At 42.3% G+C, this 13925-nt stretch carries 13 protein-coding genes; 7 read left to right on the top strand and 6 right to left on the bottom strand.

Translation table 11 applies throughout. The features are described from left to right. From BV372_RS29260 to BV372_RS29235, 6 genes are all read left to right on the top strand, one after another. Window positions 1–941 (top strand): chorismate-binding protein (locus BV372_RS29260; RefSeq protein WP_179198272.1); only part of this gene is annotated, 941 nt, incomplete at its 5' end. Between the two features lie 412 nt (window positions 942–1353). Continuing rightward, the gene (gene pipX / locus BV372_RS29255) at window positions 1354–1632 is read left to right on the top strand and encodes a transcriptional coactivator PipX (protein WP_086690153.1); all 279 of its coding nucleotides are present in this window, start codon (window positions 1354–1356) and stop codon (window positions 1630–1632) included. Then, a complete protein-coding gene (locus tag BV372_RS29250) occupies window positions 1629–2297 on the top strand; it encodes a YggS family pyridoxal phosphate-dependent enzyme (protein ID WP_086690150.1) in 669 nt (222 codons plus the stop codon). Before pipX ends, BV372_RS29250 begins: the two co-directional genes overlap by 4 nt. Window positions 2298–2649: 352 nt before the next feature. Next, complete coding sequence (locus BV372_RS29245; protein WP_086690148.1) at window positions 2650–3240, top strand: cell division protein SepF; 591 nt, start codon at window positions 2650–2652, stop codon at window positions 3238–3240. A 103-nt stretch (window positions 3241–3343) separates the two neighbouring features. Beyond that, window positions 3344–4165 carry a pyrroline-5-carboxylate reductase gene (proC, locus tag BV372_RS29240; RefSeq protein WP_086690146.1) on the top strand — a complete coding sequence of 274 codons (822 nt, stop codon included), beginning with the start codon at window positions 3344–3346 and terminating at the stop codon, window positions 4163–4165. A gap of 107 nt (window positions 4166–4272) precedes the next feature. Continuing rightward, a complete protein-coding gene (locus BV372_RS29235; protein ID WP_086690144.1) occupies window positions 4273–6945 on the top strand; it encodes an RNA helicase in 2673 nt (890 codons plus the stop codon). 5 nt (window positions 6946–6950) lie between these two features. On the opposite strand, the gene BV372_RS29230 is transcribed toward BV372_RS29235, so the two are convergent. From BV372_RS29230 to BV372_RS29215, 4 genes are all read right to left on the bottom strand, one after another. Then, window positions 6951–8750, bottom strand: a complete 1800-nt coding sequence (locus tag BV372_RS29230; protein WP_086690142.1) for a PAS domain S-box protein — start codon at window positions 8748–8750, stop codon at window positions 6951–6953. Window positions 8751–8773: 23 nt separating this feature from the next. Next, entirely contained in the window at window positions 8774–9205 is a 432-nt protein-coding gene (locus BV372_RS29225; RefSeq protein ID WP_086690140.1) for an arsenate reductase ArsC, read from the bottom strand. A 348-nt stretch (window positions 9206–9553) separates the two neighbouring features. Beyond that, window positions 9554–9862: a hypothetical protein gene (locus BV372_RS29220; protein ID WP_086690138.1), complete on the bottom strand. Its 309-nt coding sequence runs from the start codon at window positions 9860–9862 to the stop codon at window positions 9554–9556. A 586-nt stretch (window positions 9863–10448) separates the two neighbouring features. Beyond that, complete coding sequence (locus tag BV372_RS29215; RefSeq protein WP_086690136.1) at window positions 10449–11195, bottom strand: ferritin-like domain-containing protein; 747 nt, start codon at window positions 11193–11195, stop codon at window positions 10449–10451. Window positions 11196–11310: 115 nt separating this feature from the next. Here BV372_RS29215 and BV372_RS29210 point away from each other — a divergent pair, with 115 nt between their 5' ends. After that, window positions 11311–11883, top strand: a complete 573-nt coding sequence (locus tag BV372_RS29210) for a thermonuclease family protein (RefSeq protein ID WP_086690134.1) — start codon at window positions 11311–11313, stop codon at window positions 11881–11883. A 328-nt stretch (window positions 11884–12211) separates the two neighbouring features. Here the strand turns inward: BV372_RS29210 and BV372_RS29205 are convergent, their stop codons facing one another. Then, entirely contained in the window at window positions 12212–13009 is a 798-nt protein-coding gene (locus BV372_RS29205; RefSeq protein WP_086690132.1) for an Rpn family recombination-promoting nuclease/putative transposase, read from the bottom strand. Between the two features lie 45 nt (window positions 13010–13054). Further along, window positions 13055–13925: tetratricopeptide repeat protein (locus tag BV372_RS29200; RefSeq protein ID WP_143845368.1), on the bottom strand; the 871-nt coding region annotated here is incomplete at its 5' end.

Raw genomic sequence — 13925 nt, 5'->3', positions numbered from 1 at the left:
CTCTCCCCTTGTCCCCCCCTCTCCTTGTCCCCCCTTCCTCCCGCCTCTCCCCTCATTTCTGTACATCCCAAGCAGATTATGAAACAGCCGTTAACCAAGCGAAAAAATACATTCAGGCGGGAGACATTTTTCAGGCGAATCTTTCATTACGCTTTGAAGCAGCAACAGCAGCTTCTGGATGGTCAATTTACCTAGCATTGCAACGCATCAATCCTTCGCCTTTTGCTAGCTATTGGCATACACCTTGGGGAGAAGTCATGAGTTGTTCTCCAGAACGGTTGGTGTTGTTGCAAAATGGTGAAGCCGAAACTCGACCAATTGCGGGGACGCGAGCACGTGGGATCACGCCAGAGCAAGACATTCAGCTAGCACAAGATTTACTCAGCAATAGCAAAGAACGTGCCGAACACATCATGCTGGTGGATCTAGAACGCAATGATTTAGGGCGAGTTTGTGAATGGGGTACGGTTCGTGTTGATGAATTGTTGACAATTGAGCGATATAGCCACGTTATGCACCTTGTCAGCAACGTTAAAGGTCGCTTAAGATGCGATGCCTTACGGCAAGACGCGGAGCGTCTACGCACTGCCATTGATTTAATTCGTGCTCTCTTCCCTGGCGGCACAATTACAGGGTGTCCCAAAGTTCGCTGCATGGAAATTATTGAAGAACTAGAACCTGTGCGACGCAGTTTATTCTATGGTTCCTGTGGGTATTTAGATTGGCGGGGTAACCTAGATTTAAATATCTTAATTCGTACCTTGTTACTCGCTCCCGTCGAAGAGGTGCAGGAGAAGAAAGGCAATTCAGAACTCAGAACTGTTTGGGGACAAGTTGGCGCGGGTATTGTCGCAGACAGCGATCCTGAGAGAGAATGGTATGAATCTCTGCACAAAGCTCAAGCGCAACTTATAGCACTCAACATGCTGAATTATGAATAGTCTACCTTTGGCTATTGTGTGCCAACAGACAAAAATTATGGCAGCATAGAGAGAGGTTTATGCCAACAAAAGTCTAAGCGCTGACCTTTACCTTGAGAAACATCGCACGGCGCATCTCCTAGACCTTCTCAACGGTAGATAGATGGCAAAAACTTTTCTGAGCTTAGTCCTGCATAGCAGATCAGTGTAGCTTCCCCACAACAAATCGCCATTATTGCTCTCTGTCTACTATTAGCTTCATCTATCCATGACTAACTAGATCAAGGACTTCACAACCGCCACTAAACAGCAAACATTATTGAATTTCGCATAAGTTTGCACAAATATTCTGACGAAAGGGAGTTATCATCGTCTGAATGTTGGTACTAAAACTGCGAAAAAATATATTACAGACGCCAACCTTGACTCCTAAATGAATCCAGAAAACGCAGAAACTTACATTAATCATCCAACTTGGGGCTTACTTTACAGGATCTGTATGGTTGATGAGACCCAGGATCTTTTCACTACACTTTATGCCCAGCGCTTATTTTTTTTAGTAACAAATGACATTAAAGGTATAAAATTTCAGCCTATCGGGCGTACTGAAGCAAGAATGATGCTGGAAAATCGCTTGCGTACTCTGCGTCGCACAGGGCAGTCACAGGAGTACGATCAGCTTCAGAGTGTTTTCCAACGCACCTTCCAATGAGTAGTTCGATTAGCGAACGTATTTCTAAAATTCGCTCCTCTATACCATCTTCAGTTCGGCTGATTGCAGTTAGCAAAACGATTCCTGCGGAAATCATCCGCTCTGCGTATGCCGCAGGAATACGTGATTTTGGTGAAAGCCGGATTCAAGAAGCCGCCAGTAAACAAGCCGAGTTACAAGATTTATCTGATATTACCTGGCACTTTATTGGACATTTACAAAGCAATAAAGCCAAAAAAGCCCTAGAACAATTTCAATGGATTCACTCCGTAGACAATTTGCAATTGGCGGAGCGCTTAAACCATTTAGCACTACAGTTAGGAGTGAATCCTCAAATTTGTTTGCAAGTCAAGATTCTTCCCGATCCCAACAAGTCGGGTTGGACTGTGCCACAACTGTTAGCTGATTTACCTGTAATAAATCAATATAAAAATTTACAAATTCAGGGTTTAATGACAATTCCGCCTTTAGGATTAGATGAGGCGGAAATTTTTAATGTATTTAATACTACTCGTAACCTAGCAAAAACCATTAGGGAACAGGACTGGTCGCATATTAAAATGCAGCACCTTTCAATGGGGATGTCAGGTGACTACCAAATAGCAGTACAAGCAGGTACAACTATGGTAAGGTTAGGAACCATCTTGTTCGGGGATCGCCCTTAGAAGATTGGTTAATAGCTGATGGTCTTTGTATCATCAGCTTTTGAGATAAGTTCTTAAACTAAATATTGCAATAGGTAACAAAAAATATAGTTTTACTAAAAGCAATACTCAATAAATACGGGGTGATTGGAACTTACATTTGGAGAGACATTAGTATATAATCTTGACTCATTATCGCGGCTAGGTAATGTCCAGATGTTTTCAGAAGCGTCTGTTCCTCACTTAAACCAGTAATAGAAGCTACAGCTAGTAATAGAATTGCTGAATAAGCCCCTTGTGTAGCGATAAAAGTCGGCTACACTGATTTATCGCCAGGTAAACATAAAAGTAATTTGCACCAGGAGCGAACAAAATGAACAATATATTTTCTAAACTTAGAGACTTTGTCGGACTCAATGAGCAAGTAGAATACGAATATTACGAAGAAGAACCAGAGGCCGAAAGCTACCAAAATCTCTATCAAGAAGAGAACGTCCAACCAGCGCCACCAGAACCTGCAACTCAGAATCGACGTTGGCGGGAACCCATGCCTACAATGGGTAATGATGTAGCAACAGGGTCAAAGTCAATGGGGAATGTGATAGGTATGCCAGGAGCAATTAACGGAATTTCTGAAGTATTAGTACTTGAACCACGCACTTTTGAAGAAATGCCCCAGGCAATTCAAGCTTTGCGTGAGCGCAAGTCTGTAGTATTAAATTTAACTATTATGGACCCGGATCAAGCTCAACGGGCAGTAGATTTTGTCGCAGGTGGTACTTACGCATTAGATGGACATCAAGAGCGCATTGGAGAAAGCATCTTTTTGTTTACACCAAGCTGTGTGCAAGTTAGCACTCACGGTGGAGTTATTCATGAAGTACCGCAACCACCAGCACGTCCACGTACCCCAGGTGCAACTCCAACATGGGGCACCGAAGTTAACCGGATGGCAGCGCAATAAAGTTAAATTAGTCATTAGTTCATAGTCAATAGTCCTGATTACCTTAACTAATGACTATTGACCATTGACAAATGACCAACGACTAATGGCTAATGACTAATTAATGACTACTAAATTTGGCTTAATCGGTGGTGGGGTAATGGGAGAAGCGCTGTTATCCCGCCTTATTGCGCGTGGAATTTATCACCCATCAGAAGTCATAGTCAGCGAACCGCAGCCCTCGCGGCAAAATTTTTTAAAACAGCAATACGACGTGAGCGTCACTACAGATAACCGCCTGATTTTGGGCCAAAGTAGGGAAGTTGTATTGTTAGCAGTGAAACCTCAGGTGTTCAGTGCGATCGCTCAAGAATTGGCAGAGATCATCGAGATTACAATGAAGGAAAATTCACCTCTAGTAATCTCTATTTTGGCAGGTGTAACTTTAGGTCAGCTAGAAGCTGCGTTTCCGCAATTACCAGTAATTAGAGCCATGCCCAATACACCCGCCACAGTAGGAGCAGGAATTACTGCAATTTGCTTAGGTGCTTACACTAATGCGAAACACCACCAAATAGCACAGCAAGTTTTTTCGGCTGTTGGGGAAGTTGTAGAAGTTGCCGAAACCCTGATGGATGCAGTTACAGGGCTATCCGGGAGTGGACCTGCTTACGTGGCACTGATGGTAGAAGCACTCGCTGATGGGGGAGTAGCAGCAGGTTTGCCCAGAGCGATCGCCAACCAACTAGCCCTGCAAACTGTTCTAGGAACAGCCACGCTGTTGCATGAAAGTAAAATGCACCCCGCAGAACTTAAAGACCGTGTAACAAGTCCAGGAGGTACAACAATTGCTGGTATTGCCCAGCTAGAAAAAGCAGCCTTTCGCTCAGCTTTAATTCAAGCAGTTAAAGCAGCTACAGAGCGATCGCAAGAACTTGGCAAATAGAGTTTTGTCATTTGTCCTTTGTGAAAAACCAATGACCAATGACTAAATGACGAAGTTGACAATATAGCCGTTAATATAGTAAACAGTCTGGTTGCAAATGTGATTGAGTGAATTATCCCGCACCGTCCCCAGAACTTGACCTAGAGTCAATATTTCCGTTTAATTTGGATCAATTCCAAAAAGACGCGATCGCCTCCCTCAATGCTGGGCGATCTGTAGTTGTCTGTGCGCCCACAGGTTCGGGCAAAACATTAGTAGGCGAATACGCTATTTATCGTGCTCTGGCGCGAGGAAAACGTGTTTTTTACACTACTCCTTTAAAGGCGCTGTCGAATCAAAAATTACGTGACTTTCGCGAGAAATTCGGGTTTGATCTTGTCGGACTGTTAACTGGAGATGCCTCCATTAACAGAGATGCACCGATTCTCGTAATGACCACAGAAATTTTCCGCAATATGCTCTATGGCACACCCATAGGGCAAATCGGCATTTCTCTGGTAGATGTAGAAGCTGTGGTACTAGATGAGTGCCACTATATGAACGATCGCCAACGGGGAACTGTTTGGGAAGAATCTATCATCTATTGCCCCCGTGAAGTTCAATTAGTAGCGCTTTCGGCAACAGTTGCGAATAGCGATCAACTTACCGACTGGCTAAATCGCGTTCACGGGCCAACTGACTTAATTTACTCCGATTTTCGCCCTGTACCCCTAGAATTTCACTTTTGCAATCCTAAAGGGCTGTTTCCCCTACTTAACGACAACAAAACTAAAATTAATCCCCGTCTTGCTAATCGGGGTAAAAGGAGACAAGGGGACAAAGGCAGAGGTGGTAGGCCAGAAGCTCCTGGTATCATCTATACCTTGAGCCAGCTACAGCAAAGGGATATGCTACCCGCGATTTACTTTATCTTTAGCCGCCGGGGATGTGATAAAGCGGTAGCAGAAGTAGGTGATTTATGGCTGGTAAATAATGATGAATCCCAGGTGTTGCGCCGCCAAATTGATGACTTTTTAACCCGCAATCCCGAAGCCGGACGTTCTGGACAAATTGCCCCCCTCTATCGAGGAATTGCTGCCCACCATGCCGGAATTTTACCTGCATGGAAAGTGTTAGTAGAAGAACTATTTCAGCAGGGGCTAATTAAGGTAGTCTTTGCCACCGAAACACTGGCAGCAGGAATTAATATGCCTGCCCGCACAACTGTCATATCCACCCTTTCCAAGCGCACCGACACCGGACACCGCCTGTTGAACGCTTCCGAATTCCTGCAAATGGCAGGAAGGGCTGGCCGTCGAGGCATGGATCTACAAGGTCATGTGGTGACAGTACAAACTCCTTTTGAAGGCTCCAAAGAAGCTGCATATTTAGCAACATCCAAACCAGATCCTTTAGTTAGCCAGTTTACCCCCAGTTACGGGATGGTACTGAACCTGCTCCAAACCCACACCTTGGAGCAAACTAGAGAACTAATAGAACGTAGTTTTGGGCAGTACATGGCGACCTTGCATTTACGACCAAATTACGATGAGATTGCCGAACTGCAAGCCCAACTAGAGCAACTTCAGGAGCAAATCGCCGCAGTTGATGAAAACGAAATCGCTGTTTATGAAAAATTGCGACAACGGCTGAAAGTAGAACGCCAAATATTGAAAACGCTGCAACAACAAGCGCAGGAAGACCGACAAGAACAACTGGGAATGATGTTGGGTTTTGCTGTATCAGGGACACTGTTGAGTCTCAAAGGTAAAAACATCACAGTTCCTTCACCAGTATCAGCCGTGTTAATCGGAAAAAGCCCCGATTCTGAGCAAACATCTTACTTAGTATGCTTGGGACGGGATAATCGCTGGTATGTAGCGACGACTGAAGATATAGTCGATTTGTATGCAGAACTGCCACGAATAGATGTACCACCTGAGATTTTGCCACCATCAGATCTGCTTTTTAAACCAGGACAGATACGCCGTGGTGATGAACAAACAGCAACTGTTGCTCAACAGATTCCCGAATCAGGGGAGCCTCTATATATGCCCCCAGAAGTTGCAGAACAACTTAGTCGCTTAACTGCCGTACAAGAGCAATTAGAAGCTCATCCTATCTATAAATCAGGCAATGCTGCATCTATTTTCAAACGTAAGGCACGTTACGTTGAACTAGAAGCCGAACTTCAGCTGTTGCAAGCTCAAGTCGAGCAACAATCTCAGCATCATTGGGAAGAGTTTCTCAATTTAATTGAAATTTTGCAGCACTTTGGCTGTTTAGATAACTTAGTACCAACGGCATTAGGGCAAGTTGCCGCAGCCATCCGGGGAGAAAATGAGTTGTGGTTGGGTTTGGTATTCGCCAGTGGTGAATTGAATAATTTAGATCCGCATCATTTAGCAGCAGCAGTTGCAGCTTTGGTGACAGAAACTCCCCGCCCAGATAGTAAGGTGCGTTTCGACCTCAGTAATCAAGTCGTAGAAACTTTGGCAAAATTACGGGGAATTCGCCGCCAGATGTTCCAAATGCAACGGCGGTATAACGTGGCGCTACCTATATGGTTAGAATTTGAGTTAATTGCTTTAGTTGAAAAATGGGCGTTGGGAATAGAGTGGACAGAATTATGTGAAAATACCACCTTAGATGAAGGCGATGTAGTCAGAATATTACGCCGGACGTTGGATTTATTATCCCAAATCCCCCACGTTCCTAATTTACCGGACTCACTGCAACGCAATGCCTATCGTGCTATGCAGCTAATTGATAGATTCCCCGTGAATGAGGTAGTTGAATAAATTGGCTAAACTTTCGTTTTTATCTGCTGTTGCGGAATCATAATCGCAAATTCTGTATGACCAGGGGTGGAGTAACATTCTAGTTGCCCTTGATGTCTTTCAACAACAATTTGGTAACTAATAGACAAGCCTAACCCTGTGCCTTTACCAATACTTTTGGTAGTAAAAAAGGGGTCAAACAAACGATTGCAGACTGCTTCAGTAATACCAGGGCCATTGTCTATAATCCGAATCACAATAGAAGATGCAGAGTTGGGGGTGTAAGATTCCTCTCCACTCTGAATTTCTTTCTCTCCCTCTCTAAATTCAGTGCAGATAGTGATCTGGCTGGGATTTTCTATTATTTCTTGTGGCGATCGCTTTTGATCGTATTCTTCCAAAGCGTCTATAGCATTGACAAGAATGTTCATAAACACTTGGTTAAGTTGTCCTGCATAGCACTCTACTAAGGGTAGCTGGCCGTATTCTTGAATGACTTGAATTTGCGCATAGCCAGTTTTAGGTTTAAGGCGGTTTTGCAGAATCATCAAAGTACTGTCTATCCCATCGTGAATATTCACCTCTTTGACTTCAGCTTCATCTAGGCGAGAGAAAGTACGAAGAGATAGAACAATTTCCCGAATGCGGTTAGCGCCAACCTTCATAGAAGATAGCAGCTTAGGTAAATCATCAATGATGAAATCGAGATCTATCTCTTCAATTTCTGCTTGCAATGTAGAGGTGGGATTGGGGTAATGCTGCTGATAACATTGCAACAAATACAGTAAATCTTCGACATATTCAGTAGCAGGGTTGAGGTTGCCGTAGATGAAGTTAACCGGATTATTAATTTCATGGGCAACGCCAGCCACAAGTTGCCCTAAGCTGGACATTTTTTCGCTCTGAATTAGTTGGCTTTGAGCCTGCTGCAATTGCTGTAAAGTTTGTTCTAATTTTTCTTTTTCTCTACTCAAAGCAATAGTACGTTGCTGTACCCGTGTTTCCAAATTCTGATTTGCTTGTTCTAACCTACTTAAAGCTTCTTGCAAAGACAGTTCTGTTTGTTTGCGCTCGCTAATATCAATAATGAAACCAAGTAATTGCGTTACCTCACCTTGAGAACGCACAACATTCACAATATCTTTTACCCAAATCCACCTGCCATCAGCAGTCAATAACCGATACTCGACTATGTAATCATCTTGTTCTGTTGCAGTGACTTGGTGATACTTAAGAACCCGAGGCAAATCTTGTGGATGAATGTGTGAATACCAAAATTCAGGTTCATACCATTCTTCTAATTCATAACCAAACAAATCTATGGCTTGTGGCCCTACATAAGTAAACTGGTGAGTGATAGCATCTGCTTCCCAAGGCACTAATTTGACACTCTCTACTAGCCGCTTCAACCGCTGCCGAGTTTGCTCTAAGTCTTTTTCTGTACGCTTACGTAAAGTAATATCATTAGCCATGACAGCGTATTGGCTGGTTATGCCTTCTGCATTATGAATAGGCTGCCCATCTACCAATAACCAATGCTCTTTCTGTTGATGCGATAAATAAGAAAGCTCAAACTTAAAGCTTTCTCCTTTCAATAGTTGTTCGCGGATATAAGCTTGTTGAATATTTATTTGAGCATTAGAAGTAAGTACAGAAAAAAACTTTTTTCCAATTAACAGTTCGGCGGTGATATCTGCACGTTTAGCTAATGCTTCATTTACCCATTGAATACGTCCAGATCTATCCGTCAATGCCATCAATAAATCCGCGCGATTTGCCAAGGCAGTAAACATAGTTAAGGGTAAACTAAGTGAATTAACTACCATGCTCATAACTCCTGTAAAGAGAATTAGAGAGCATCACGTCTCCCTGCTACATACGCCAAAAGCAGCCTACTAATATCATCACGAACCTGACGGAATACTTGCAGCTTTTCTGTTTCAGTTCCTGTAGCTTCAGCAGGATCGGGAAAACTAAAGTGATGACGTTTAATCGATGAGGGTAATGTAGGGCAACTTTGATCTGCATGATCGCACACTGTGATTACCGTATCAACTTTCTGGTCAAGAAACTGGTTGATATGCTTACAAGAGTTTGTAGAGATGTCTATTCCTATCTCTTGCATCACCTTAATAGCTAAAGGATGCACTTCTTTGGCTGGATTCATTCCTGCACTTTGGGTTGTGAATAAATCATCAGCTAATTCCCTTAAAAACCCTTCTGTCATTTGGCTGCGACAGGAATTACCAGTACAAAGAATTAAAAGAATCGGTAGTTCCATCTTATATATTTAATAATAAATAGTTACCAAAATCTTAACTTCACATACTACTATTGCCGTCAGGGAAAATACACAAACTTATATAGCTATTCTTTTGATTCATGAACTTACTCATAAAGGGAGGCAATAGGAAACAGGAAAAGTAAGGAAATAAGGTAGATAGATTTATACAGAATTATTTTGAAAAATCAAATAGAAATCCTATAAGTAGAATTGTAACAAGTGCAAAATGCCTCCAAGTTAAGAATTTGATACTTGCGATCGCAATATTTTTATGCTGTTGAATAACCCAAAAAGGGGAGGTGAAAAACCTCCCCTTTGGCTGTTTTAAATGTTAATCAACATATATTAGTAGCGATCGCGATAGTTGCGTCGCTGCTCTAACCTATATTGACGTTCGCGTTGACGTTCAATTTCTAGTCTACGTTGGCGATCGCGTTGCAGTTCCAATCTACGTTGACGTTGGCGTTCCAGTTCTAACCGATGTTGGCGATCGCGTTCAACTTCTAATCTATGTTGGCGTTCTAATTGTTGTTCGCGCCAATCATGTCGCTGATTCCCGCCAAGGATTACTTGGATCTGAGCGGAGGCTGGTTGTGCTAAAACGCTAGAACCTAGCACAACACCTAATAAACAAGTTGACAGAATTCTTTTCATAAAGACAATCCGTTGATGAAATATATTGTTAGAAAGGGAAGAAAAAGAAGCCACTATCAAGTAGCTTCTAAGAGCATAAGGAACGGTAAAAGTAATTGCTGGTTGGCTAATCTGTAGCCGTGATTTTTTATATATTGTCGCGAAGAGAATTGAGCAGATAGCACCTTTAAATTTGACCTAGCTAATTGACAGTTACTATTGGTTTATGACTCTTATAACTTAGTAACAGCTTCAATTTCAAATGGTAGATGCAAGTTATATTAAAGCTCTTTTGGCAAAAAAATAATTCAGACAAAAGTCACGAATAAAGCCATGACTTTTGTCACAAACATAAATCTAACTAAAGAGGCTGGAAGGACAGCAAAGAAGACAAAATGGCAAGAAATTATCTTGGAAGAATTCTCTCTGTGTTAACTTCTGCCATCTGCCTGATTTTAAAAAGAAAAGTTTTAACGCTTTTCTATGACTCTTGAGAGAGAATAATCCAGGCGATTAGAAATCGCGGCTAAACAAACAAAGTCCGCCTGCGCGGACTAACATCAAAATAGGGTTGTAAATTTAATCTGACGAGACTAATAAAAGAGCGTTAAGCAACTATCAACTCAGAATCGCTTTCTGATGGCGCGCCATCTTGAACTAAAGAACGAGTTTCGCTGTTGCGTTGGAGAATCCCACCAACCATTGCTAACAAGGCGTTTACTTTGCGGGTGCGCCACTCATCTACTAATTTCTGCACTTGGTTAGCAGACATTCTGCGTGTCATTGCTTCGTAGAGGTAAGCTGCATGACCGGTTTCATCTTGAGCAATGCTCAACATACCAATTTTCAGGTTGCGAGCCTTTGGATCTGTATCAGGTAAGACATTCGCCATCCGCGCAAAGTCTTTACTGGCATCTAATTCTAGAATGTAGGTGCTAGCCATAAAGACATCCCAGTCAATCACAGCAGGTTTTAGCTGTTCTGGAGTGTAGCCTTCAAAGAATGTCGCAAAGAAAGGGCTGCGTTGTTGTGGTGATTTGCGTTCGGATGTGCTTGGCGGTTGACTCTTAAAATCTATAACTTGTTTATTTAGCTGTTTTAAAGCCTGGGCAAAAATCTTACCGTGTCTTGTTTCGTCTGCTGCGTGTTTTGCTAATTTTTCTGCTAGCCATGTATCGCCTTCAGCAGCGGCGCGATCGCTTAGTGCAGAGAGAAACGGAACGGAACCCGATTCTGCTAACTGAAATCTGGCGAGAATGTCGGGGCGAGTTTTGGAGTCACGGATCTGGAGGGCGGAGTAATAAGCACTAGCACCCGAACCAGCTAGGTGCATGAGGTAAGTCAAGAAGTTCATCGGAGATTCCCGCTGATTAATGGGAGGTTACATTTCTTATACTAATCTTGCAAAACCAAGGATAGGGCTGGCGTTTTGCTAGTATCATCCTCCAGAGGTAATTTGGTGCATGGGAATGCGGAATTTAAATAAACAAGCACTGATTTGGCTGTGTGCAGGAATAATTATTTTAGGTTTGATGGGATGCGATCGCCTGCCCTTTTTTGCTCCTTCTGGAGATGTGGTTGAGCGAGTCAGTGACGGTGATACGTTAGCAGTGAAAGACTCTAAAGGCGATAAATTCAGCGTCCGCTTTGCCTGCATGGATGCACCAGAAGTCCCACATACCAATAAAGAAAGGCAAAGTAAACGCGCCAGCGATCGCAATCAATTTACTTGGGGTGCGAAAGCGCAAGAACGGGTGCAGGAGTTAGTCAAACAAGCAGGCGATCGCGTCACGTTGAATATTACCGATAGCGATCGCTATGGCAGAAAAGTTGCAGAAGTTCGCTTAAAAGATGGCACTTTTGTGCAACAAGTTTTGCTACGGGAAGGACTAGCAAAGGTGTATCGTCCTTATTTAAATAAGTGTCCTAGTAAAGACTTAGTGCAACAAGCCGAAGCCGAAGCGCAGCAACAAAAGCGTGGGATTTGGGGCGATGCTAAGTTTGTTAATCCTTGGGAATATCGGAGTTTAGGTAAGCTGTAATTAATTTCCTCAATGCTGATACAAATAGTTTTCTCGCTTACCCGACATACCACCCACAGGCTGGAAGCCTTGCCTTGTTATTGCCCACAACTGAATAAATCCTCGTTTCGCTGTCTACCCGCCAGAGAATTCATTTTCTGGCTAATAGCTAAAGTCTACTGAAGTAGACTAAGCCGCATATTCCAGTCCACTTGAGTGGACTTACGCTATTAGCCCTACAGTTCAGTGTAGGGCGGGATTGTGGGATAAGCGAGGAGTATTACACCTGATTCACCAGCGGTATCCTTTGAGAAGTTGGGACTTTGGAAGGAGCAATTTTTCAAAAACCTTATGATTGCTCCCCTGCTACATTTCTAATAACTTCCACATCTAACTCTAATATTTCAGCCACTTCTTGCACACTCATTCCACGTTGCAGAAGTTTTGCTATCATTTCCCTTTTAACTTCTTCTTTGGCTTCTTCTTTTAACTCTTCATATACTTTTGTACCCTTGATTAATTCCATACTTAACATTGCTTTTACCTCCTCCCTGCTCAAATTAGGAAACTTGTTTACCAGAATCGCCTCTATTAATTCTAAAACTTTTCTTTGGATGGCTGTATCTTTAACTTCTTCTCTAGCTTGATTAACTAGTTTTTTGACTGATTCTTGTGCTTTTTGCTTGCCTTCGACAATTAACTTCACAATTCCCAATCCTAATGATTGGTATGGTGCCTCTCCCATTTCATCCAGATAAAAGCAGCGTAGATGAGATTCTCTGAATGAATTAAGACGCTGGGGAAAGTCTACGTCATTTGTCCGAGCATCGAAAATGACTATAGCATACCAGTTTGGGTTGGTTGGTTGATATTGGTAGAAGTAAAGCAGAATACTGCTAAATAATCTGTCGTAGAAGCGTTTATCTTTATAACATTGCACTTCAACGAAATAAATGGGTTCGTTGGCAGCAATTTCTGGTGTTGATTCTAGAGTTAAAAATATTCCATCTAATCGGAAGCCAGTTTCTTTGATTTCTTGGCTTTTGAATTCGTAGAGATTTGTATTTGTTTCTGGTTTTCCAATCAGTTCAAAAAAGATATTAGGAAATTCCTGAAAGAGTTTGTAAAAAATCGTGTCTGTTTTCATCTGATGAGGAAGTAAGTCAGTGTTAATTTTTTAATTGCTCATCATCTATCCTTGAATCAATGCTTGAAAGCGCTCATCTTCCCGAATGTTATCAAAGTCAGAATCAGTTTCTACCATTTCCCGAACTTCTTCATGACTAAGATTAATTGCTTGTTGCAGATTTTCTAATGCCTGCTCAATATTACCTTGAAGTGCATAACAGCAAGCTTTGTTGTACCAAGCTAGGTGGTAATTAGGTTGAATTGAAAGTGCTTTATCGTATGCGGCTATCTCTTCTTCATAGCGTCCTAATTTCCTAAGCACCAACCCCCTGTTGTTCCAAGCATCTTGATAGTCAGGTTGAATCTCAAGTGCTTTGTTATGGGATGTGATCGCATCTTCATTGCGTCCTAATTTCCCTAGCGCAATTCCCCGATTGTACCAAGCTTCATGGTAATCAGGCTTAAATTCCAGTGCCTTATCGTAGGCGGCGATTGCTTCTTCATTGCGTCCTAATTTCTGTAGAGCTTGCCCTTTACCAAACCAAGCATAATCGTCATCTGGTTTGAGTTTTAATACTTGTTCATAGGAGGTAATCGCATCTTCATCGCGTCCTAATTCATTCAGCACATAGCCATACCAGTTCCAAGGATAGTAGGAATCAGGTTTAACTTTCAAAGCTTCGTTAAAGGAGTTAATCGCTTCTTCATTGCGTCCTAAATTAAATAGAGCAATCCCTCGATTTATCCAAGCATGATAGAAGTCATCATTAAGTTTAAATTCCAAAGCTTTGTCTAGGCTAATGAGCGCTTCTTCATATCGACCCAGTTTATTAAATGTCATACCTCGCCATTCCCAGACATAATAGAGGTCAGACAAGTCATCATTAAGTTTAAATTCTAAAGCTTTGTCTAGGCTAATGAGTGCTTCTTCATAT

Origin of the sequence: Nostoc sp. T09, from assembly GCF_002154695.1 — a bacterium.
In the GTDB taxonomy this organism is placed as follows: domain Bacteria; phylum Cyanobacteriota; class Cyanobacteriia; order Cyanobacteriales; family Nostocaceae; genus Aulosira.
This window is presented reverse-complemented; position numbering and strand designations above follow the sequence as displayed.